Consider the following 21,705-nt stretch of genomic DNA (forward strand, 5'->3'; position numbering starts at 1 on the left):
GCGGCATGGGTAGGCAGGACCGTTGGCGCCATGGATGGCGCCATCGAGCCCCCATGGATGGGTTTACGGCGTGTCCTGCCTACCCATGCCGCCCCGCCACCCACGGAATGCCTGCTTCTGCTGTTGCCGTTGCTTTGGCCTCTGCGGGTGCAGGGCGCAGCCCTGCCAAAAAACACAAAAAAAAACAGCAGGCCGAGGCCTGCTGTTTCGGTGTAATGGTGCGCCCGGAGAGATTCGAACTCCCGACCGCCTGGTTCGTAGCCAGGTACTCTATCCAACTGAGCTACGGGCGCCAATTACATAAACTTGTTGTGTTGATCGTGTGTGGTGCGCCCGGAGAGATTCGAACTCCCGACCGCCTGGTTCGTAGCCAGGTACTCTATCCAACTGAGCTACGGGCGCGCGGTACACAATCAACTTACTTCTCTATTTTACTGCACTTCCAGCGGCGGATGCTGAAGGTCTGTCGAGTGGTGCGCCCGGAGAGATTCGAACTCCCGACCGCCTGGTTCGTAGCCAGGTACTCTATCCAACTGAGCTACGGGCGCCCTGCGACAGGAGCGGAATTATGCGGATGTCGGCGCGAGTCGTCAACGCTTTTGTGAAAATTTTCACCCAACTGAATGGAAAACGCCTCTGCGACAGCCTCCGGGTGTTTCATCCACGCAAAGTGGTCAGCTCGCGTACCCAGCTCCTGCGCAGAAAGCACGCGCAGCTGTGAGGCGACATTCGGCAGTTTCGCCAGCAGCGCCTGCATCGATCCGATAGGCGCCAGCCAATCGTTTTCCATCAGCACCGCCTGCGCACTGCCATGCACACGCGTCATCTGGGCGTCCAGATCCTCGCCCATGCCCGCAGCCGCGTAGTGATTGTTCAGCCCTACGCGCGCCCAGTCGGCGATCAGCCCGCGTGCTTCGGTGCCGCCGAAACCGAGCCGGCGCCCGTGCAGCACGCCCTGGCGTCGCGCGATCCACGGCAGGAAGCGATAGATCAGGGGCAGCAGCCAGCCGCGTGGTGGTGGGAACGTACGCCAGAACGGGGTGCCGCTGGCGGCCAACCACAATCGATCGAACGCCTGCGGCTGGCGCCCGGCGTGTACGCAGGCCAGCTGGCCGCCCAGGCTGTGACCACCAATGATCCATGGCAGCACGTCCTGCGCGTTGTCGTCAGCGGCGAGCAGCGCCTGACTGGCCGGCAGGTCGTGGTCGAGAATCTGTTTGTAGCCCCAATCCTGGGCGCGCGACGGGCGCAGCGAACTGCTGCCATTGCCGCGCCATTCGTGCAGGTAGACCGCCACGCCCCGGGCGGCCAGTGCCTGCGCCAGCGGCAGGTAATGGCGTGCGGCCACGCCCAGCGCTGGCAGCCACAACAACCGCGCCAGTGGCTGTGCAGGCACGCAGGCGATGACCTCGTAACGGTGGCCATCGCCGCTGTCCACGGCGAGTGCGCGTGGCGAATCGCTCATGCGTGCGGTGCCGCGCCGAAGTGGTCGAGCACCAGCACCTCACTGCGGCCGGGCGCATAGCCCTGCTGCAGACCGCGCGCCACGTAATCGATGCCGGCTTCGCAGGCATTGGCCAGGCTCAGCCCGTTGCACAGCTGCGCGGCAATGGCCGAGGCCAGCGTGCAGCCTGTGCCGTGCGCATCCAAGGGCAGGCGGGCATGGATGAACTCTTCGCTGCTGACGCCATCGAAGTAACGGTCGACCACGCGGTTGCCCTCATGCAGGTGGCCGCCCTTCAGCAGTACCGCACCGGCACCCAGATCAAGAAGTGAGGCGGCGGCCTGCTCTGCGTCGTTGCCATTGGCGATGCTGCGGCCGACCAGCAATTCCGCTTCCGGTGCGTTGGGGGTGACCAGGGTGGCCAATGGCAGCAACCGTTCGCGCATTGCCTGCAGCGCGCTGTCCTCCAGCAGGCGGGCGCCGCTGGTGGCGACCATCACCGGGTCCAGCACCACGTGCGGTGGTCGATGGCGTTCCAGTGCATCGGCCACGGCGTGGATCACCTCGGCGTTGGCCAGCATGCCCAGCTTCACTGCGTGGATATCGAAGTCGTCGAAGCAGCCCTCGATCTGCGCACGCAGGAAGTCGACCGGCGGCACGTGCACGGCGCTGACGCCGCGGGTGTTCTGCGCGGTCAGTGCGGCGATCACCGACAGGCCATGCACGCGATGCGCGGCGAAGGCCTTCAGGTCGGCCTGGATGCCGGCGCCGCCGCCGGAATCGGAGCCGGCGATGGTCAGGGCGGAAGCGGGGGTGGTCGGGCTCATGCGGTGATTGTGCCGTGGTGCCCAGTGTGGGGGTAGTGCCGGCCGGGTTGCACCCGGCACCCGCAGAAGCAACAGCAACACCCGGAGCAACGGCGGCATCTCGTGGGATGCGGGGCGGTGTGGGCCTGCAGGACACGCCGTAAACCCGTCCATGGGGGCTCGATGGCGCCATCCATGGCGCCAACGGTCCTGCAGCCCCACACCGCCCCGCCTCTGACGGCTTCCTGCAGTAGATCCACGCCATGCGTGGATATCGCGGAAATGATCGGAGGGACAACGTAGATCCACGCCATGCGTGGATGACGCCATGCTCAGCGCCGCCAGCGTGCCCACTGCTGGTAGAACACATAGCCGAGGCCGGTCAGTCCGGTCAGCAGGGCAGGGGCGAGCAGGGCGTCGTACTGCCAGCGCACGAACAACCAGGCGCCGATGACGCCGCCTGCGAGGAAGCCGCTGATGATCAGGCCGCTCAGGGTCAGGCGCCGTACCTGCAGCGGCAGTCCGCGCAGCAGGTGGCCGAGGCCGATGCCGAGATCGGTGAACATGCCGCTGAGATGGGTGGTGCGTACGACGGCGCCACTGAACGTGGTGGCCATCGCATTCTGCAGTCCGCAGGCCATCGCGGCTGCCAGCGCGCCCCATATCTGATGCTGCTTGAACAGCGGAATGGCCACCAGCAGCAACAGTGATTCCAGCGCCAGCGCGACGCCGTAGCGGCGGCCCAGCTGCAGTGCGCTGTCCTGGATCAGCAGCCCGCTGACCATCGCGCCCAGTGAGAACGCGATCAGCAGACCCCACAGGTGGCCGACCGCGCGCCAATCCCCCTGCGCCAGCGCCATGCCGAGCTGGCTGGTGCTGCCGGTCATGTGGCTGACCGCCTGGTGTTCGAAACCCAGGAAGCCGACCACATTGACCATGCCGGCCACGCACGACAGCGCGACCGCACCGATCCAGACCCAGGTGGGCAGGCGGATTCCCATGGCGGGCCCTCAGGGCCCGCCGAAGCCGCCGTTGAACTGCAGCTCGTTGAAGGTGCCGCTGGCCGGATCGAAGACCGCGCCCCAGAACTGCGCGCCACCATCGCAGACCCGCACCGCTTCGCGGGCGGGCCGTAGACGGTTGTCTTCAGGCAGATGGAACGCGTTGATGTAGATCACCCGCTTTCCGTCCAGCTCGATGCCGACGTACTGGCGATCGAAATCCATGACGTGCGGCACCTGCGTTTCCAGCGATGCCAGCTTCGCTTCCAGCTGGTCCACCTGCTGCCGGCTCGGTGCCCAGTAGCCGCTGACCCGCCCGGCCTCGCGGCCGGGGCTGGGGCGCGAGCAGGTGTCGAGCACCTGCGCGGCGATGATCGGGCGGGTGACCACCCAGGACTGGCCACTGCGTTCGGTGGTCGGCACGCTGGCCGGTCCCTGCGTGGTCGCGCAGGCACCGAGCAGCGTGGTAATGGCGACCGCCATCGATGGCAGCAGCAGACGGGTGCAACGGTTCACAACACCTCCGACGCGTAATCGGCCAGCCGCGAGCGTTCACCGCGACGCAGCGTGATGTGCGCGCTGTGCGGCCAGTTCTTGAAGCGGTCCACCGCATAGGTCAGGCCCGACGTGGTCTCAGTCAGGTACGGGGTATCGATCTGTTCGACGTTGCCCAGGCAGACGATCTTGGTGCCGGGGCCGGCACGGGTGATCAACGTCTTCATCTGCTTGGGCGTCAGGTTCTGCGCCTCGTCCAGGATCAGGTAACGCGACAGGAACGTACGGCCGCGCATGAAGTTCATCGAACGGATCTTGATGCGGCTGGCGAGCAGGTCGTTGGTCGCCTGGCGGCCCCAGGTGCCGCCTTCCTGGTTGTGCGTCAGTACTTCCAGGTTGTCGGTCAGCGCGCCCATCCACGGCGTCATCTTCTCTTCCTCGGTACCGGGCAGGAAGCCGATGTCCTCGCCGACGCTGACCGTAGCGCGGGTCATGATGATCTCGCGGTAGCGCTGCTGGTCCATCGTCTGCGCCAGACCGGCGGCCAGCGCCAGCAGGGTCTTGCCGGTGCCGGCGGTGCCGAGCAGGGTGACGAAGTCGATTTCCGGGTCCATCAGTGCGTTGAGCGCGAAGTTCTGTTCGCGGTTGCGCGCGCTGATGCCCCACACGGCGTGGCTGCCATGGCGGAAGTCATCGACCAGCGACAGCACCACCTTGCCATCGCCGACGATCTTGCTGACACGCAGTTCGACTTCATCTTCGCCCGGCAGGTAGACGTACTGGTTCGGGTACCACTCCTCGCCATCCTGCGCCTGGATTTCGTAATGCGTGCGGCCCTTGTCGCTCCAGCTGCGCAGGTCGTCGCCGTGGCGCTTCCAGAAGTCTTCCGGCAGCTCGGTGGCGCCGGTGTAGAGCAGGCTGAAATCGTCCAGCGCACGGTCGTTCTCGTAGTCTTCGGACACGATGCCGGCGATGGCCGCCTTGATCCGCAGGTTGATGTCCTTGGAGACGAACACCACCGGGATTTCAGGCGTTTCTTCCTTCAGCGCCAGGATCGCGCCGAGGATGGCGTTGTCCGGGATGACCTTGCCAAAGCTCTTGCCCGCGTCGAAATGACTGGTCTGGAAGCGCAGCTTGCCCACGCTCTGTTTGCCGCGCAGCTGCAGGCCCTGCGGCCGCTGCAGCGGAATGCCCTCGGCCAGGTTGTCCAGGCCCGAAGCCTGCACCAGCTCGTTGAGGAAGCGGCTGACCTGGCGCGCATTGCGGCTCGCTTCGGTCGTGCCCTTCTTGCCGTTGTCCAGCTCCTCGATCACCTGCATGGGCAGGTAGACATCGTGCTCCTCGAATTTGAACAGCGCGGTGGGATCGTGCATCAGCACGTTGGTATCCAGCACGTAGATGCGCTTGCCTCGGGTCATCATCGGTTCCTGGTTACGGACAGGGAAAAACCACCACGACCTGCTGCAGGGCAGGGTGGTGGCAGACAAAGTGGGCGATGGGACTCACTTGGACGGATGGGCCTTCAGTTCGGCAAGCACGGCGTCGGCATGGCCGGCGACCTTGACCTTGCGCCATGACTGCACGATGCGACTGTCGGGGGAAATCAGGAAGGTGCTGCGCTCGATGCCACGTACCTGCTTGCCGTACATGTTCTTCATCTTGATGACGTCGAAGGCGGTGCACAGCGCTTCGTCGGCATCACTGACCAGCGGGAACGCGAAGCCCTGCTTGGCACAGAAGTTGTCGTGGGACTTCACCGAGTCGCGGGAGACGCCAAGCACGACCGCACCCGCCTTCCTGAAGTCGGGCAGCAGTGCGTTGAAGTCGATGCCCTCGGTGGTGCAGCCCGGGGTGCTGTCCTTGGGGTAGAAGTACAGCACCAGCCACTGGCCGGCGTAATCGCCGAGGGTGGCGTGGGCGCCGCCGGACAGCGCCAGCGGCAGGGAGAGGGTGGTGCTGTCCAGGGTATCGCCGTTGTTCATGAGGTCCTTCTGTCGAGCCTGGGTTCTTTCTACGACAATTGCATGAAACGCCACGCGCCCGTGAGGAGCGCGCGAAAAATTCAGGGTTTCAATCAGAACTTCATCGGGTCCATGATCGCGTCCAGGTTCAAGTGGTCGCAGAACTCGAGGAAATCATCGCGCAGGGCAGCGATGTGCATGTTGGCCGGCACGCCGATCGTGACCTGTGCGCTGAACATTTCCGCACCGGTCTGCATGGCGCGGTAGCGCGTGCTCTGCAGGGTCTCGATGGTGATGCCCTGGCGATCGAAGAAATCGGCCAGCTGGAACAGGATGCCCGGCTTGTCGGCAGCGATCACCTCGACGATGTACGGCAGCAGGTTGGACTGCGCCTGCTTGGCTTCGGTGCGATACCAGACCAGCTTCAGGCCTTCCTCGCGTTCGAGCCGGGTCAGCATCGCTTCCAGCTTGGCGACCGAATCCCAGGAGCCGGTGGCCAGTGCGGTCACCGAGACATCACGGCCCACGGTGGCCAGACGTGCATCCACCAGATTGCACCCGCTGTCGGCGATGCGGCGGGTGACGGACAACAGGGGGGACTCCGGATGCGTCGTATAGGCGTTGATCAGGAGGTGGTTTTCGCTCGGCGCTGGGCGCGGGGTGGTGTCGGTCAAGGCGATTCCGGGTAATGCATGCGTTAGTCTGAATGCCCGCCAGAGGCGGGGATCCACCGGTGTCCAGCATACTTGCCCGTGCTTTCGCGCCGCAAGTAACATTCAGATCGCCCCCGGCCTTTCGTGGCGGGCGTTTTCCCTCCCCAGCCAAGAGCAGCACGTCCTTGTCCCTTTCCGGCCTCATCACCGCGCTGGCGACCCCCTTCCGGGCCGACGGTGCACTCGACCCCGACGGTTGGCAGCGCCTGCTGCACCTGCAGCTGGAGGGCGGCGTCCAAGGCGTTGTCGTTGCCGGCTCCACCGGCGAGGCAGCCACCCTGTCCGATGCGGAGTACGACCAGCTGCTGGCCAGCGCGGTCGAGCGCATCGCCGGCCGCGTTCCGGTCCTGGCCGGCACCGGCCTGTCCGGCACCGCCAAGACCATCGAGCAGACCCGCCGCGCCGCCGCGCTCGGTGCCACCCACGCTCTCGTGGTCACACCGCCGTACGTGCGGCCAACCCAGGCCGGCCTGATCGCGCATTACCGCGCGGTCGCCGACCAGGCGGGATTGCCGGTGGTGCTGTACAACGTGCCCGGCCGTACCGGTTGCGACATGCTGCCGGAGACCGTGGCCGAGCTCGCCAGCCATCCGAACATCGTCGGCATCAAGGAAGCGGTGGGTGATACCGGCCGCGTGCGCGCGTTGCTGGACCTGCGCAGCGCGACCTTCGCCGTGCTCACCGGCGATGACGGCACTGCCGCACGTTCGATCCAGGCCGGCATGGACGGCCTGATCTCGGTTGGCTCCAACGTGCTGCCCGGCGCCTACCGCCGGATGTGCGACCTGGCCGCTGCCCGCGACCATGAAGCCGTCGAATCCTGGGATGCGCGCTTGCAGCCGTTCCATGACTTCTGCGGTATCGAATCCAACCCGATTCCGGTCAAGGCGCTGTTGCGTCGGATCGGCATCGGTCACGATCTGCGCCTGCCGCTGCTGCCGCTTTCGGCAGCACACACGCCTGCCGCCGACCATCTCGCCGGCGATATCGCCGCCCTCGAAGCCCTTTCCAGCCACTGACCTTCCGTCTTGGTCTGATCCAGGAGATTCACATGCGCCAATCCGTTTCCGCCGTCCGCGTGCTGTCCTACGCCCTGCTTGCTGTAGCTGTCGCCGCCGGCACCACCGGTTGTTTCAAGCGTGGCGTCAAGGGTGACTATGCCCTGGCCCCGGAAGTGCGTCCGCTGGAAGTGCCGCCGGACCTGAACCTGCCGGCAGGCGCCGGCAACAACCAGGTGCCGACCCTGAGCTCGGCGACCAAGCCTGCCACGCCGGCCGCCGCCGCTCCGGCCGTCAGCGCCACCGGCTTCACCGTTGCCGGCAGCAAGGATGATGCCTTCGCCAAGGTCGGTACCGCGCTGGAAGGCGTGGAAGGCCTGACCATCGCTACCCGCGCGCAGCTGCTGGGCTCGTACGACGTGGCCTACGAAGGCAGCAACTTCCTGGTCCGCGTGGTCGCCGTCGACGCCGGTGCCTACATCTCCGCGGTCGACCCGCGTGGCCTGCCGGCTACCGCCGCAGCGCCGGTGAAGCTGATTGCCGCGCTGAAGGCGAAGCTGGCCCCGTAATGGCCGGTAGCGCCGGGCCATGCCCGGCGAGCGCGCAGCGCGGTCCAAGGTTCCGCCGGGCATGGCCCGGCGCTACCGGAAGCAAAAAAGGGCGCCCATGGCGCCCTTTTTTCTGCCGTTGGTGGCGCCTCAGCGCTCCAGCAGCTTCAGCTTGTCCGGCTTGCCATCCCACTCACCGGCGTCGGCCGGCGGGTCCTTGCGCACGGTCAGTACCGGCCACGCCTTCGCCAGCTCGGCGTTGAGGGCGACGAAGCCTTCCTGGCCCGCGGGCACATCGTCTTCCGGGAAGATCGCGTTGACCGGGCACTCGGGTTCGCAGAGGGTGCAGTCAATGCACTCGTCCGGGTCGATCACCAGGAAGTTCGGGCCTTCGTGGAAGCAATCCACGGGGCACACTTCCACGCAATCGGTGTGTTTGCACTTGATGCAGTTTTCGGTGACGACAAAGGGCATGGGTAGGGGGCGGATCGCTTACTGAACCTGCCAATTCTAGAACAGGTTGGCCCCCGGTGTCGGTTGCCGTGTGAAAGTGGGGCAGATTGGCGCCCCTAATGCCCATTTGGCGGCATGCCCGCCCTGTGCGACGCTGCCAAGGCCGCCGGCCCGCTTCGGTCGGCCCCCTTCCTTGCAGGATCCTTCATGTCGCCAGTCCAGCCCGGTGCCGCCTCCAATGGCGGTGAGAACACGGCCTTCATCGTCCTGATCAGCTGCGCCGCCACCCTCGGCGGTTTCCTGTTCGGTTTCGACAGTGGCGTCATCAATGGCACCGTCGACGGACTGCGCCAGGCCTTCAACTCCAGCGAGGCCGCGCTCGGCTTCGAGGTCGCCTCGATGCTGCTGGGGTGTGCGATCGGCGCGTTCGCGGCCGGCTGGCTGGGTGACCGGCTGGGACGTCGCGGTGTGCTGATCGTGGCGGCCGTGATGTTTCTGGTGTCGGCGCTGGGCGCCGGCGCCGCACATGCGTCCTGGTTGTTCGTCTGTGCACGCGTGCTCGGTGGATTCGCCGTGGGTGCGGCCAGCGTGATGTCACCGGCCTACATCGCCGAAGTCGCGTCGGCGCGCTATCGCGGCCGGCTGGCGACGGTGCAGCAGATGGCGATCATCTGCGGCCTGTTCGCGGCGTTCCTCAGCAACTATCTTCTGGCCCGGGCCGCGGGTGCCTCGACCGAGCCGCTCTGGCTGGGGCAGGAGGCGTGGCGCTGGATGTTCTGGATGCAGGCGTTGCCGTCGCTGCTGTTCCTGCTGCTGTTGCTGGTGATCCCGGAGAGCCCGCGTTTCCTGGTGATGAAGGGCCGCCAGGCGCAGGCGAGGGCGGTGCTTGGCCGGTTGTACGGGGAGCGTGCCGCGGTGAACAAGCAGGCCGAGATCGAAGCGAGCCTGGCCCAGGACCAGCACAAGCCGCGATTTGGTGACCTGCTCAGCAAGGCCACCGGCAAGCTGCGTCCCATCGTCTGGGTCGGCATCGGCCTGGCGATGTTCCAGCAGCTGGTCGGCATCAATGTGGTGTTCTACTACGGCGCCGTGCTGTGGCAGGCGGTGGGTTTCTCGGAAAGCGATGCGCTGCTGATCAACGTGTTGTCCGGTGCGCTGAGCATCGGCGCCTGCCTGCTGACGGTGCTGCTGATCGATCGCATCGGCCGCAGGCCGCTGCTGTGGGTCGGTTCGGTCGGCATGTCGGTGGCGCTGGTGCTGATGGTGGTCGCCTTCGCCAGTGGCAGCCTGGCCGATGGTCGCCTGCAGCTGTCCGACGGCATGGGCCGGCTGGCGCTGGTGGCGGCCAACGTCTACGTGGTGTTCTTCAACATGTCCTGGGGCCCGGTGATGTGGGTCATGTTGGGCGAGATGTTCCCGAACCAGATCCGCGGCCCGGCGTTGGCTGTGGCTGGTGCGGCGCAGTGGACGTCGAATTTCGCGATCACCGTGACCTTCCCGATGCTGCTGGCCGGCATCGGCCTGGCCGGTGCGTACGGCATCTACACCGTTGCCGCGATCCTCTCGATCATCTTCGTCATCCGCTACGTGCGCGAGACCAAGGGCAAGGAACTGGAGCAGATGGAAGGCTGACGGCTCGGCCTGGGTTTCAGCGCCTCCCTGTTCCGAGGGGAGGCGGCAGGCCAGCCGCTCCAGGACACGCCGTAAACCCATCCATGGGGGCTCGATGGCGCCTTGCTCGCGTGCGCGGTCCTGCGCACTCGGCAAGACCGGGGCTGGGCGTCCTGCCCAGCCCGTCCGGCGCATGCGCCGAACCCATGGCGCCAACGGTCCTGGATCGGCTGGCCTGCCGCCTCTCGACAGATCGCGGATAGCGGACGCAGGCAAGCGCGTCGGGGTTGAATTTGCTTCGGAGGAGCGAGGCTGTTCTTGCCGCCGTCGCAGGAAACCATCCAGAGACGGTGGGGTCACCCAGGGCAGGACCGTTGGCGCCATGGATGGCGCCATCGAGCCCCCATGGATGGGTTCGCGGCGTGTCCTGCCCTGGGTGGCCCCACCGGCTCAAGCCGGTAGCAGGGAGGCGCTCAAGCGACCAGCCCAGTCGGCGACACGAACACGGAAAACAGAAAAGCCCGCACAAGGCGGGCTTTTTCGGTTCCTGCTGCGGCGACTGGTGCTCCCTAGGGGACTCGAACCCCTGTTTTAGCCTTGAGAGGGCCACGTCCTAACCACTAGACGAAGGGAGCAGTGTGTCGCTGCCGGTGCAGGAGCGCTAGTATATGCACCTCGATGCCATTGGGCAATCCCGAAACTTCAACCGGAAGCGCCAACATCATTTCCTCTGCTACATCACCGTTCAGCCTGCGCGTCATCCCGCGCGACCAGCACACGATCTCCCGCAAGGACATCAGCCCGAACGCTTTGCGCGTGCTTTATCGACTGCGCGATGCCGGCTTCGGCGCCTACCTTGTCGGCGGCGCGGTGCGCGATCTGCTGGTCAATGGCCAACCCAAGGATTTCGACGTGGCCACCGATGCCACGCCCGAACAGGTCAAGCAGTTGTTCCGCAACTGCCGCCTGATCGGCCGCCGTTTCCGCCTGGCCCATGTTGTGTTCGGCCGCGAGATCATCGAAGTCGCCACGTTCCGTGCCAACATCGATGACGGCAGCGGCGACCGCGAGATGGAAAACGGCATGCTCGTGCGCGACAACGTGTACGGCAGCATCGAAGACGACGCCATCCGCCGCGACTTCACCTGCAATGCCCTGTACTACGCCATCGAGGACTTCTCGGTGCGTGACTACACCGGCGGCTTCGAAGACGTGCAGGCACGCCTGATGAAGCTGATCGGCGACCCGGTGCAGCGCTACCAGGAAGATCCGGTGCGCATGCTGCGTGCGGTCCGTCTGGCGGCCAAGCTCGGCTTCCAGATCGAAGAGGGCACCGCCGCACCGATCCCGCAGCTGGCCGGCCTGCTCAACGAAGCCGCACCGGCGCGCCTGTTCGAGGAAGTCCTCAAGCTGTTCCTGTCCGGGCACGGCGTGGCCAGCTTCGAAGGGCTGGAACGCTATGGCCTGTTCGACGTGCTGTTCCCGGAAAGCGCCAAGGCGCTGAAGTCGAACCGCACCGGTGCGCTGCGCCGCATGCTGGTCGAGGGCCTGGCCAACACCGATGCACGCGTGGCCAATGACGAGCCCGTGTCGCCGGCGTTCCTGTTCGCACTGTTGCTGTGGCCGGCCTATTGCCGCGCGCAGGCAACCCTGCTCAAGCAGGGCGTGGCACCGGAAGAGGCGCAGCGTCGCGCCGCCGACCGCGTCACCGTGCAGCAGTTGAGCACTATCGCATTGCCGCGCCGTTTCTCGCTGCCGATGCAGGAGATCTGGCTGCTGCAGGCGCGCTTCAGTTCGCGTCAGCGCAAGCGCGTGATGCGCACGCTCAGCCACCCCCGTTTCCGTGCCGCCTTCGATTTCCTGGCCCTGCGCCAGGTGGCATCGGCAGAGCACGAAGCCGACGTCGCGTTCTGGCGCGAAGCGCAGGCGCAGTCCGGGCATGAGCTGGATTCGTCGCTGGATTCGCTGCACAGCGAAGCCGGCGATGAGGAGGCTGGGGCACCGCGCAAGCGTCGTCGCCGTCGTCGTCGTCCTGATGGCGCCGCTGCCGGTGCCGCCGAGTAATCGATGACCGCTGCCTGGATCGGGCTGGGCGCCAATCTTGGCGACGCAGCCCACACCGTCCGCGCGGCCATCGCCGCGCTGGGCGAACTGCCCGGAACCCGTCTGACGCTGGCGTCGCGGTTGTACGCGACGCCGGCATGGGGCAACGAGGACCAGCCGCCCTTCGTCAACGCAGTGGCCTCGGTCGACACCGATCTGTCCGCTGTCGCGCTGCTGCAGGCCATGCTCGCGCTGGAGCAGCGCTTCGGCCGCGTACGCGACCCTGCCGTGCACTGGGGGCCGCGTGCGCTGGATCTGGACCTGCTGCTGTTCGGCGAGCAGGTGCTGGACCTCCCCGAGCTGAAAGTGCCGCATCCCTACCTGCATGAGCGTGCGTTCGTGTTGGTGCCGTTGGCCGAAATCGCCGCCGATCTGGCCATTCCCGGCCATGGCCGCGTGCGGGATGCAGTGATGCGGGTGGATGCCTGCGGGATCGCGCCGTTAGGGTGATAATGCCCGGGTTATCTCCCCCGGTTATCAGCACATGAGCACCCACGCAGACAGCAAGCCCTGGACCGTTCCCGCCCTGGCCGAGGCCAAGCGCAATGGCCAGAAGCTGGTCATGTTGACCGCCTACGACGCAGGCTTCGCCCGCACCTTCGATGCCAATGGCGTCGACCTGATCCTGATCGGCGATTCGCTGGGCATGGTCGTGCAGGGTCACGATTCGACCCTGCCGGTGACCGTGGCCGACATGGTCTACCACACCCGCGCGGTCGCCCGCGTGCTGCAGCGTGCGCTGCTGATCGCCGACCTGCCGTTCGGTGCCGATGCCACCCCGGAACGCGCGCTGGATGCTTCGCTGCAGCTGCTGCAGGCAGGCGCGGAGATGGTCAAGATCGAAGGTGCCGGCTTCAAGGTCGACATCATCCGTTACCTGGTCGAGCGCGAGATCCCGGTCTGCTCGCACCTGGGCCTGACCCCGCAGTCGGTGCTGCGCCTGGGTGGCTTCAAGATCCAGGGCCGTGGCGATGCCGCGCGGCAGCTGGTGGACGACGCCAAGGCCGTTGCCGAGGCGGGCGCCAGCATCATTGTCCTGGAATGCGTGCCGACCCCGGTTGCCGCTGCCGTCACCGCTGCCGTTCCCGTGCCGACCGTCGGCATCGGTGCCGGTCCGCAGTGCGATGGCCAGGTGCTGGTGCTGCACGACTTCCTCGGCCTGGACAGCGGCCATCGCCGTCCGAAGTTCGTCAAGGACTTCCTGGCCGAAGGCGGCTCGGTGGCCGGCGCCACCCGCGCCTACGCCGATGCCGTGCGCGATGGCAGCTTCCCCGACGAAGAGCACGCGTACGCCCAATGATCCAGACCTTCAACGAACTCGGTGCACTGCGCGCGCAGATCGCGCAGTGGAAGGGCGAGGGCCTGCGCGTGGCGCTGGTGCCGACCATGGGCAACCTGCATGGCGGGCACCACGCGCTGATCACGCTGGCAAAGCAGTACGCCGACAAGGTGGTGGCCAGCATCTTCGTCAACCCGACGCAGTTCGGGCCGAACGAGGATTTCAGCCGCTATCCGCGCACCCCCGAAGCCGATGTGGCTGGGCTGGAGCAGGTGGGCTGCGATGCGGTGTGGCTGCCCAGCGTCGAAGCGATGTACCCGCTGGGCGTGGACAAGACCACGCAGATGCATGCGCCCGGTGTCAGTGAAGTGCTGGAAGGCGCCAGCCGCCCGGGCCATTTCGATGGCGTCTGCACGGTGGTGGCGCGACTGTTCCTGCAGGTGCAGCCGGACGTGGCCGTATTCGGTCGCAAGGACTACCAGCAGCTGGCAGTCATCAAGCAGATGGTGGCCGAGCTGTCGTTCCCGATCCAGATCGTCGGTGCCGAGATCGTGCGCGATGACGATGGCCTGGCCAAGAGCTCGCGCAACCAGTACCTCAGCGCCGAGCAGCGCCCGTTGGCGACCACCCTTCATCGCACCCTGCTGGGCATGCGCGAAGGCTACGTGGCCGGGCAGACGCGCACGCAGATCGAGGCCGAAGCCACGGCTGCGCTGCAGGCGGCCGGCTTCCAGGTGGATTACGCGGTGCTGCGCACCCCGGAACTGGCCGAACCGACCTTTGATGGCGGTGGCCGCGTGGCCCTGATCGCCGCCCGCCTGGGCACCACCCGGTTGATCGACAACCTGGAGTTCTGAGCCGCATGCGGCTCAGGGGCGCCCGCAGCGGGCGCCTCTCACCTTCCCATGGACGGGAGACCGGAAATGAATACCCCCACTACTACTACCGGCCGTCTTGCCCGGGCCTCGATCCTGGCGGTACTGGCCGCCGGCATGGTGCCTGCCCAGCTGATGGGCGGCCTGTTGTTTGCGCTCGACTTCGCGCGTACGCCCGTACCGGCACTCACCGGCGGTGCGCTGATGTTCGTGCTGGGCGTGTGCAACGCCATCGCGGTGTTGCTGCCGATGGCGCTGATCCTGCAGTCCCAGCGGCGTCTGCGCCGGACCGCCTTTCTGCTCGTGGGGTTCGGTCTGGGCGCGCTGGCCATGGCGACCTGTGCCTGGCCGGGCGCGGACAATGGTCCGCTGCTGCAGCGCCTGCGCTATGTCGATACCTTCGACGTGATCAGCTACGGCCTGTCGGTGCTGGCCGCGGGCGGCTTCGGCCTGGTCGCCGGGCTGACCTTCCATACGGTGTTCGGCCTGTCGCTGTACGGCGCCTGCGGGCATGCCCCGGCAGCGCTACCGGTCGAGGGCGCCTGAACGGTCTTCAGCGTCCCGTCGCAGCCCCCTGATGACGGCCAAGCGGGTGCTAGAATCCGCTCTTTCCTTTGCCGTTGCAGCGCCCCCATGCACCTGTCCCTGCTCAAGACCAAGATCCACCGCGCCACCGTCACCCATTCCGAGCTGAACTACGAAGGCTCGATCGCCATCGATGACAATCTGCTGGCTGCCACTGGCATCCGTGAATTCGAGCAGGTGCACATCTGGGACGTGACCAACGGTGCGCGCTTCTCGACCTACGCGATCCGCGCCGAAGCCGGCAGCGGCGTCGTCTCGCTCAATGGTGGCGCCGCGCGCCACGTGCAGGTCGGTGACATCATCATTATTGCCGCCTTCGCCAGCATGACCGAGCAGGAAGCCGACAGCTTCAAGCCGAAGCTGGTGTACGTGGATGGCAACAACCAGATCTCCCACACCAACGACACGATCCCGACCCAGGCCGCATGACAACGAACAACGGATTCGACTCGCTGCATTCCCACGCCCAGCGCCTGAAGGGCGCAAGCATTCCCGGCCTGCTCGCCGCCGAACCCGGCCGTGTGCAGGACCTGGCGCTGCGGGTCGGTCCGTTGTATGTCAACTTCGCCCGGCAGAAATACGATGCCGCGGCGTTGCAGGCGCTGTTGGCGCTGGCTGCCGAACGTGATGTCGGCGGCGCGATCACGCGCCTGTTCCGTGGCGAGCAGGTCAACCTGACCGAAGGCCGCGCCGCGCTGCATACCGCGCTGCGCGGTGATGTGGTCGATGCACCGGTGGCGGCCGAGGCCTATGCCACCGCGCGCGGCATCCGCCAGCGCATGGGCGTGCTGGTGCGCGCGCTGGAAGGCAGTGGCGTGACCGATGTGGTCAGTGTCGGCATCGGCGGTTCCGATCTCGGTCCGCGCCTGGTCGCCGACGCGTTGCGTCCGGTCACGGGTGCACGCCTGCGCGTGCATTTCGTGTCGAACGTGGACGGCGCTGCCATGCAGCGCACGCTGGCCACGCTGGATCCGGCGAAGACCGCCGGCATCCTGATCTCCAAGACCTTCGGTACCCAGGAAACCCTGCTCAACGGCCAGATCCTGCATGATTGGCTGGGTGGCAGTGACCGTCTGTATGCGGTCAGCGCCAATCCGGAACGCGCCGCCAAGGCTTTCGCCATTGCCGCCGAACGCGTGCTGCCGATGTGGGACTGGGTGGGTGGCCGCTATTCGCTGTGGTCGGCCGTCGGTTTCCCGATCGCACTGGCCATCGGCTTCGTGCGCTTCGAGCAATTGCTGGAAGGTGCCGCGCAGATGGATGCGCATGCGCTGGACGCGCCGCTGGAGCGCAACCTGCCGGTGCTGCACGGCCTGACCGATATCTGGAACCGTAATCTGCTGGGCTCTGCCACGCACGCGGTGATGACCTACGACCAGCGCCTGGCGCTGCTGCCGGCCTACCTGCAGCAGCTGGTGATGGAAAGCCTGGGCAAGCGCGTGCAGCGCGATGGCCGGCCGGTCACCACCGACACCGTGCCGGTGTGGTGGGGCGGTGCCGGCACCGACGTGCAGCACAGCTTCTTCCAGGCCTTGCATCAGGGCACCAGCATCATTCCGGCCGATTTCATCGGCTGCGTGCACAACGACGATCCGTATACGGTCAACCATCAGGCGTTGATGGCCAACCTGCTGGCGCAGACCGAAGCACTGGCCAACGGCCAGGGCAGCGACGATCCGCACCGCGATTACCCGGGCGGCCGCCCGAGCACGATGATCCTGCTCGACGCGCTCACCCCGCAGGCGCTGGGCGCCTTGATCGCGATGTACGAACACGCGGTATACGTGCAGTCGGTGATCTGGAACATCAACGCCTTCGACCAGTTCGGCGTCGAGCTGGGCAAGCAGCTGGCTAGCGGCCTGCTGCCCGCTCTGCAGGGTGAGGATGTCGAGGTCAACGACCCGCTGACCCGTGAGCTGCTGGCCCAGCTGAAAGGCTGACGCGGGCGGGGAATGCCGCCGGGCATGGCCCGGCGCTACCCTTCGTTACCCCGGTAGCGCCGGGCCATGCCCGGCGGATACGACGCCGCGTTACCGGCTCGGATCGCGCTCCGGGCTCGGCCGCTTGGCCAGCTTGCGCTGCAGCGAACGCCGGTGCATGCCGAGCAGGCGCGCGGCCGCCGATACGTTGCCGCCGGTTTCATGCATCGCCTGCTGGATGTGTTCCCACTGCAGGCGGCTGATCGGGGTCATCGCATCGGGCACTTCCATCTCGCCGTCATCGGCGGGGCCATCGTCTTCCTCGCCTAGTGCGCGCAGGATCATCGGCACCGTCGAAGGCTTGGGCAGGTAGTCGTCGGCGCCGAGCTTGATCGCCTCCACCGCGGTGGCGATGCTGGCATAGCCGGTCACCAGCAGGATCCGCATGTCCGCACGCAGCGCGCGCAGCGGCTGGATCAGCGCCAGGCCGGAATCGCTGCCCAGCTTCAGATCGATCAGCGCGAACGCCGGCGGATGCTGGCGGGCCAGTGCCAGCGCGCTGGCGGCATCCTGTGCGGTCTGCGTCTCCAGCCCCTTGCGGGCCAGGCTGCGCTGCAGCGTGCGCAGGTAGAGTTCGTCGTCGTCGACCAGCAGGCCAAGGGTGGAAGCAGTCATGGTCATTCCTCGCGGGGGGCCAACGGCAGGCGGAAGCCGACGCGGCTACCGGCCCCTTGGGCCGGGCGCATCCACATCTCGCCGTCCAGGCGTTCGATGGTGGCATGGGACAGGGCAAGACCGACGCCCATGCCTTCACTCTTGCTGCTGCCGAACAGCTTGCCGGGCAGCACGGCGGCGCGGGCATCGAAGCCATGGCCGTAGTCGCGCACTTCGCCGATCAGGTCCTCGCCTTCGATGCGCAGGCTGAGGTCGACGCGCGGACGGCCAGCCTGCTCGCCGGCATCGGCCGCGTTGTTCAGCAGCACCATCAGCAGGTGGCCAACGCCCGGGTCCAACGGCAGGCGCAGCGGTGCGTCGTCGTTGCGGTGCAGGTCGATGGTCGGGCGCACCAGCCGCCACTGCTCCAGCACCTGCTGGGCCGTGGAGTGGGCGCGCCCGGGGCGGTCGTTGGAGGCCGGCGCGGCCAGGGCCAGCACGCGCTCACGGCACTGCACCAGCAACTCGCGCAGGGTCTCCATGTCCTCGCGCACTTCCGGCTCTTCGCTGCGCTCGGCCACGTCGTCGGCAAGCAGGGTCATCGTCGCCAGCGGCGTGTTCAGTTCGTGCGCCACCGAGGCCGCATGCGTGGCCAGGGCGACGATGCCTTCGTTGCGCGCGAAGCGTTCGCGCAGCGCCGACAGTTCCAGCTCGCGCTCGCGCAGGGCGATCGCCAGCCGGGTGGAGAAGATCAGCACCACCGCAGCGGACAGCAGGAAGGTGGCGATCACGCCCCAGCGATTGAGGTCCAGTGCGTTGAAGTAGCCGGCCGGCAGCGGTTGCCCGAACAGTCCGCTGGCGGCATAGCCCAGCAGGCAGGCGCTGGCCACGGCCAGGGCCCAGCGCAGGGGCAGGGCGAAGGCGGCCAGGGCGATCAGGATCAGGAACAGCGAGCCGAACGGATTGGCGATACCGCCGCTCCAGCTGACCATCCAGGTGAGGATGATCACGTCCACCAGGATGTGGCCGAAGGCGGTCAGCGGCGCGGTATCGGCCGGTTCCGGGCGCAGCTGCGTATACAGGTTGAATACGGCAAGCACGGCCACGCCCGACCACAACGGCAGTTGCGGCAAGGGCAGTCCCAGCACCCAGGTGGCGACGAGGATGGTGGCCGCCTGGCCAGCCACGGCCAACCAGCGCAGGCTGCACAGGGTTCGGAGAAACGGGGCGTCGGGACCGGTCATTCGCGCCCATCGTATGCGTTCGCAGGCAAGCCTGCCTGCGACAATCGGCCGCAGCCGCACTGCCGCCTGAATGCGACACACCCGCAAGGTCGGGGCGGGCGTTAGAATGCCCGCATGCATGACGCCGTCACCCGCCCTACAGCCCCCTCCGATGCCACTGCCTGGCCCCGTCGCCTGACCCAATCGGTCCAGATCGGTGGAGTCACCGTGGGCGGTGGCAAGCCGGTTGTGGTGCAGTCGATGACCAACACCGACACCTCCGACGTGGCGTCCAGCGTGAAGCAGGTCGCCGAGCTCTGGCGCGCCGGCTCGGAAATGGTGCGCCTGACCGTCAACACGGTCGAAGCGGCGGCGGCGATCCCGCGTATCGTCGACAAGCTGGCGATGATGGGCATCGATGTCCCGCTGATCGGCGACTTCCATTACAACGGCCATCAGCTGCTGACCGCCGAACCGGCCTGTGCCGAAGCGCTGGCCAAGTACCGCATCAACCCGGGCAACGTGGGCTTCGGCAAGAAGAAGGACCTGCAGTTCGCCCAGCTGATCGAGTTCGCCATCCGCTACAACAAGCCGGTGCGCATCGGCGCCAACTGGGGATCGCTGGACCAGGCCCTGGCGGCGAAGCTGATGGACGAGAACAACCATCGCGAACAGCCCTGGGACGCCGGCCGCGTGCTGCGCGAGGCACTGATCCGTTCGGCGCTGGATTCGGCCGAGCAGGCCGTGGACATCGGCCTGCCGCGCGATCGCATCATCCTTTCGGCCAAGGTCAGCGGCGTGCAGGAACTGATCGCGGTCTACCGCGACCTGGCCCAGCGTTCGGACTTCGCCCTGCACCTGGGCCTGACCGAAGCCGGTATCGGCAGCAAGGGCATCGTCGCCTCGGCGGCGGCGCTGAGCGTGCTGCTGCAGGAAGGCATCGGCGACACCATCCGCATTTCGCTGACGCCCGAACCGGGCCAGTCGCGTACGCAGGAAGTGATCGTCGCCCAGGAACTGCTGCAGACCACCGGCCAGCGCGCGTTCACCCCGCTGGTCACGGCCTGCCCGGGCTGCGGCCGTACCACCTCGGAGTTCTTCCAGGAACTGGCCAAGGTGGTGCAGAACCACGTGCGCGAAAAGATGCCGCTGTGGAAGATCCAGCACCCGGGTGCGGAGAACATGACCCTGGCGGTGATGGGCTGCGTGGTCAACGGGCCCGGTGAGTCGCGGCATGCCAACATCGGCATCTCGCTGCCGGGTACCGGCGAAGCACCGTCGGCACCGGTGTTCGTCGATGGCGAGAAGAAGGTGACCCTGCGTGGCGAGAACATCGCCCAGGAATTCGTCGCCCTGATCGATGATTACGTTGAACGCACCTATGTCCGAAGCGCCGGGTAAGCCGACGATCCTCGCTGCGCCGGAGCCAGCCTCCGGTTTCCGCCACTGGATGGCGCGCAATGCCTGGCGGCTGCTGTTGCTGTTTGCCGGTGTGCTGCTGCCGCTGGCCGGATTCGTCGCCCTGGCCGACGAAGTGCACGAGTTCGAGTCCTTCCACTTCGATGCGCCGCTGCTGTGGCAGATGCACGGCCTGCATTCGCCGTGGCTGGACCGCATCTTCGTGCTGCTGTCGAAACTGGGTTACGAGTGGTTCCTGATCCCGGCCGACGTGCTGATTGTCGGCGCATTGGCCTGGCACCGGCGCTGGCGCGAAGCGACCTTCGTGGCCGTGAGCTTCGTCGGGTCGGCGCTGCTGAACATGGGCAGCAAGCACTTCTTCCAGCGCGACCGGCCGAGCCTGTGGGAATCGATCGCGCCGGAATCCACGTTCAGTTTCCCCAGCGGCCACGCGATGGGCTCGATGACCCTGGCGGTCACCCTGGTGCTGCTGGCCTGGAATACCCGCTGGCGCTGGCCGGTGCTGCTGCTGGCGCCGTCGTTCAGCCTGCTGGTAAGCGTTTCCCGGGTCTACCTGGGGGTGCATTACCCCTCGGACATCCTGGCCGGATGGTGTGCCGCGCTGGTTTGGGTGGTAGGGTGCTACCTGGTCATGTTCAGCCGCCGTCATCCATGGCGACGGCACGGTTCGCCGCCAGCGACGGCCAGCGAAGCGATCACGCAAGGGGAGTGACGTGGATGCCCTCCCAAGGGCGTCTACCTGAGGGACGGGTTGTTTCGTTGTAACGGGTTCTGCAGGGCAAGGGGCACGATCAGTGCGTGAAGAATGTGATGCGCAAGGCAGAACGCCGGAATTGCGCAACATCCGCGCTTGCAGTGGTCAGGTGCTCCTGCCTAGGTTGACCCGTATTGGCCGCATTCGAAGAGGTACGTGAATGACGATTCGAGTCTACCTGGTGGATGACCACGCGTTGGTCCGCACCGGGATGAAGATGATACTGTCGAGTGAAACCGACATTGAAGTGGTGGGCGAGGCCGAGACCGGCGAAGACGCGCTGCCCGCGATCCGCCAGCTGCAACCGGACGTGGTGCTGTGTGATCTGCACCTGCCCGGGGTGAGCGGAATGGAAGTGACCGAGCGCATCGTCCGTGGCCACCGCAGCACGCGGGTGGTGATCGTGTCGGTGCTGGAGGACGGTCCGCTGCCCAAGCGCCTGCTCGAAGCCGGTGCTGCCGGTTACATCGGCAAGGGCTGCGATGCGCAGGAACTGCTGCGCGCGGTGCGTGACGTGGCCGCCGGACGGCGTTACCTGGGCACGAGCATCGCGCAGAACCTGGCGTTGTCCACCGTGGAAGGCAACGGTTCGCCGTTCGACAACCTGTCGCCGCGTGAGCTGGAAGTGGCATTGCTGCTGACCCAGGGCCTGCGCCAGGAAGACATCGCGCGGCGCCTGAGCCTGAGTGCGAAGACGGTGAACACGCACAAGGCGCGGTTGTTCGAGAAGATGGGAATCCACGACAACATCGCGTTGGCGCGGATGGCCAGCCAGTATGGGTTGGTGGATCCGGCACGGCCGCTGTAAGGGTTTCGGCCAACGGCTGAGCCCCTCGCGGTTGTGCGGCGGGTTTCGGGTGGTTG

General features: G+C 66.6%; 23 protein-coding genes and 4 tRNA genes. 13 read left to right on the forward strand and 14 right to left on the reverse strand.

The annotated features are described in order from the left end of the window. Window positions 1-216 precede the first annotated feature (216 nt). From AC13GI_RS14905 to AC13GI_RS14950, 10 genes are all read right to left on the reverse strand, one after another. Window positions 217-293 (reverse strand) — tRNA-Arg (locus AC13GI_RS14905). Window positions 294-325: 32 nt separating this feature from the next. After that, a tRNA-Arg gene (locus AC13GI_RS14910) sits at window positions 326-402 on the reverse strand. 69 nt (window positions 403-471) lie between these two features. Further along, window positions 472-548, reverse strand: a tRNA-Arg gene (locus tag AC13GI_RS14915). Beyond that, the gene (locus AC13GI_RS14920) at window positions 539-1,465 is read right to left on the reverse strand and encodes an alpha/beta hydrolase family protein (RefSeq protein WP_482995376.1); all 927 of its coding nucleotides are present in this window, start codon (window positions 1,463-1,465) and stop codon (window positions 539-541) included. Before AC13GI_RS14920 ends, AC13GI_RS14915 begins: the two co-directional genes overlap by 10 nt. After that, window positions 1,462-2,271 carry a bifunctional hydroxymethylpyrimidine kinase/phosphomethylpyrimidine kinase gene (gene thiD / locus AC13GI_RS14925; protein WP_482996700.1) on the reverse strand — a complete coding sequence of 270 codons (810 nt, stop codon included), beginning with the start codon at window positions 2,269-2,271 and terminating at the stop codon, window positions 1,462-1,464. Before thiD ends, AC13GI_RS14920 begins: the two co-directional genes overlap by 4 nt. A gap of 311 nt (window positions 2,272-2,582) precedes the next feature. Further along, window positions 2,583-3,251, reverse strand: coding sequence for a YoaK family protein (locus AC13GI_RS14930; protein WP_482996701.1), 669 nt, complete (start codon window positions 3,249-3,251; stop codon window positions 2,583-2,585). 9 nt (window positions 3,252-3,260) lie between these two features. Next, on the reverse strand, window positions 3,261-3,767 hold the full coding sequence (locus tag AC13GI_RS14935; RefSeq protein WP_482996702.1) for a hypothetical protein: 507 nt from the start codon (window positions 3,765-3,767) through the stop codon (window positions 3,261-3,263). After that, window positions 3,764-5,164 carry a PhoH family protein gene (locus AC13GI_RS14940; RefSeq protein WP_482996703.1) on the reverse strand — a complete coding sequence of 467 codons (1,401 nt, stop codon included), beginning with the start codon at window positions 5,162-5,164 and terminating at the stop codon, window positions 3,764-3,766. The genes AC13GI_RS14935 and AC13GI_RS14940 overlap by 4 nt, the downstream gene beginning before the upstream one ends. A gap of 84 nt (window positions 5,165-5,248) precedes the next feature. Beyond that, on the reverse strand, window positions 5,249-5,728 hold the full coding sequence (locus tag AC13GI_RS14945) for a peroxiredoxin (protein WP_099820129.1): 480 nt from the start codon (window positions 5,726-5,728) through the stop codon (window positions 5,249-5,251). A gap of 92 nt (window positions 5,729-5,820) precedes the next feature. Further along, window positions 5,821-6,381, reverse strand: a complete 561-nt coding sequence (locus AC13GI_RS14950) for a glycine cleavage system transcriptional repressor (RefSeq protein WP_025879444.1) — start codon at window positions 6,379-6,381, stop codon at window positions 5,821-5,823. 164 nt (window positions 6,382-6,545) lie between these two features. On the opposite strand from AC13GI_RS14950, the gene dapA reads away from it, so the two are divergent. Both dapA and AC13GI_RS14960 read left to right on the forward strand, forming a co-directional pair. After that, a complete protein-coding gene (gene dapA / locus AC13GI_RS14955) occupies window positions 6,546-7,439 on the forward strand; it encodes a 4-hydroxy-tetrahydrodipicolinate synthase (RefSeq protein ID WP_089240321.1) in 894 nt (297 codons plus the stop codon). A 32-nt stretch (window positions 7,440-7,471) separates the two neighbouring features. Beyond that, complete coding sequence (locus AC13GI_RS14960) at window positions 7,472-7,987, forward strand: hypothetical protein (protein ID WP_482996704.1); 516 nt, start codon at window positions 7,472-7,474, stop codon at window positions 7,985-7,987. 129 nt (window positions 7,988-8,116) lie between these two features. Here the strand turns inward: AC13GI_RS14960 and fdxA are convergent, their stop codons facing one another. Next, window positions 8,117-8,440, reverse strand: a complete 324-nt coding sequence (fdxA, locus tag AC13GI_RS14965) for a ferredoxin FdxA (protein WP_049411316.1) — start codon at window positions 8,438-8,440, stop codon at window positions 8,117-8,119. A gap of 186 nt (window positions 8,441-8,626) precedes the next feature. On the opposite strand from fdxA, the gene AC13GI_RS14970 reads away from it, so the two are divergent. Next, window positions 8,627-10,051, forward strand: coding sequence for a sugar porter family MFS transporter (locus AC13GI_RS14970; RefSeq protein WP_482996705.1), 1,425 nt, complete (start codon window positions 8,627-8,629; stop codon window positions 10,049-10,051). Window positions 10,052-10,590: 539 nt separating this feature from the next. Here AC13GI_RS14970 and AC13GI_RS14975 read toward each other — a convergent pair. Continuing rightward, window positions 10,591-10,665 (reverse strand) — tRNA-Glu (locus AC13GI_RS14975). 49 nt (window positions 10,666-10,714) lie between these two features. Here AC13GI_RS14975 and pcnB point away from each other — a divergent pair. From pcnB to pgi, 7 genes are all read left to right on the forward strand, one after another. Continuing rightward, a complete protein-coding gene (pcnB, locus tag AC13GI_RS14980) occupies window positions 10,715-12,094 on the forward strand; it encodes a polynucleotide adenylyltransferase PcnB (RefSeq protein WP_099820132.1) in 1,380 nt (459 codons plus the stop codon). 3 nt (window positions 12,095-12,097) lie between these two features. Continuing rightward, complete coding sequence (gene folK / locus AC13GI_RS14985; RefSeq protein WP_482996706.1) at window positions 12,098-12,583, forward strand: 2-amino-4-hydroxy-6-hydroxymethyldihydropteridine diphosphokinase; 486 nt, start codon at window positions 12,098-12,100, stop codon at window positions 12,581-12,583. A gap of 34 nt (window positions 12,584-12,617) precedes the next feature. Next, window positions 12,618-13,433 (forward strand): 3-methyl-2-oxobutanoate hydroxymethyltransferase, encoded by an 816-nt coding sequence (gene panB, locus AC13GI_RS14990; RefSeq protein ID WP_380658177.1) that lies wholly within the window; start codon window positions 12,618-12,620, stop codon window positions 13,431-13,433. Then, the gene (gene panC, locus AC13GI_RS14995) at window positions 13,430-14,269 is read left to right on the forward strand and encodes a pantoate--beta-alanine ligase (RefSeq protein WP_099820135.1); all 840 of its coding nucleotides are present in this window, start codon (window positions 13,430-13,432) and stop codon (window positions 14,267-14,269) included. Before panB ends, panC begins: the two co-directional genes overlap by 4 nt. A 66-nt stretch (window positions 14,270-14,335) precedes the next feature. Further along, entirely contained in the window at window positions 14,336-14,833 is a 498-nt protein-coding gene (locus AC13GI_RS15000; protein WP_099820136.1) for a hypothetical protein, read from the forward strand. An 87-nt stretch (window positions 14,834-14,920) separates the two neighbouring features. Continuing rightward, the gene (panD, locus tag AC13GI_RS15005; RefSeq protein ID WP_004153087.1) at window positions 14,921-15,301 is read left to right on the forward strand and encodes an aspartate 1-decarboxylase; all 381 of its coding nucleotides are present in this window, start codon (window positions 14,921-14,923) and stop codon (window positions 15,299-15,301) included. Then, window positions 15,298-16,812: a glucose-6-phosphate isomerase gene (pgi, locus tag AC13GI_RS15010; protein WP_482996707.1), complete on the forward strand. Its 1,515-nt coding sequence runs from the start codon at window positions 15,298-15,300 to the stop codon at window positions 16,810-16,812. Before panD ends, pgi begins: the two co-directional genes overlap by 4 nt. Before the next feature lie 90 nt (window positions 16,813-16,902). Here pgi and AC13GI_RS15015 read toward each other — a convergent pair whose 3' ends face one another. Both AC13GI_RS15015 and AC13GI_RS15020 read right to left on the reverse strand, forming a co-directional pair. Next, entirely contained in the window at window positions 16,903-17,472 is a 570-nt protein-coding gene (locus tag AC13GI_RS15015; protein WP_032952096.1) for a response regulator transcription factor, read from the reverse strand. After that, window positions 17,469-18,689 (reverse strand): ATP-binding protein, encoded by a 1,221-nt coding sequence (locus AC13GI_RS15020; protein ID WP_482996708.1) that lies wholly within the window; start codon window positions 18,687-18,689, stop codon window positions 17,469-17,471. Before AC13GI_RS15020 ends, AC13GI_RS15015 begins: the two co-directional genes overlap by 4 nt. Window positions 18,690-18,803: 114 nt before the next feature. Here AC13GI_RS15020 and ispG point away from each other — a divergent pair, with 114 nt between their 5' ends. From ispG to AC13GI_RS15035, 3 genes are all read left to right on the forward strand, one after another. Further along, window positions 18,804-20,069 (forward strand): flavodoxin-dependent (E)-4-hydroxy-3-methylbut-2-enyl-diphosphate synthase, encoded by a 1,266-nt coding sequence (gene ispG / locus AC13GI_RS15025; protein ID WP_099820139.1) that lies wholly within the window; start codon window positions 18,804-18,806, stop codon window positions 20,067-20,069. Further along, a complete protein-coding gene (locus tag AC13GI_RS15030; RefSeq protein ID WP_089240345.1) occupies window positions 20,050-20,799 on the forward strand; it encodes a phosphatase PAP2 family protein in 750 nt (249 codons plus the stop codon). The genes ispG and AC13GI_RS15030 overlap by 20 nt, the downstream gene beginning before the upstream one ends. 202 nt (window positions 20,800-21,001) lie before the next feature. Beyond that, window positions 21,002-21,649 carry a response regulator gene (locus AC13GI_RS15035; RefSeq protein ID WP_025878804.1) on the forward strand — a complete coding sequence of 216 codons (648 nt, stop codon included), beginning with the start codon at window positions 21,002-21,004 and terminating at the stop codon, window positions 21,647-21,649. Window positions 21,650-21,705 lie beyond the last annotated feature (56 nt).

This window comes from Stenotrophomonas sp. 82F1, assembly GCF_056861525.1.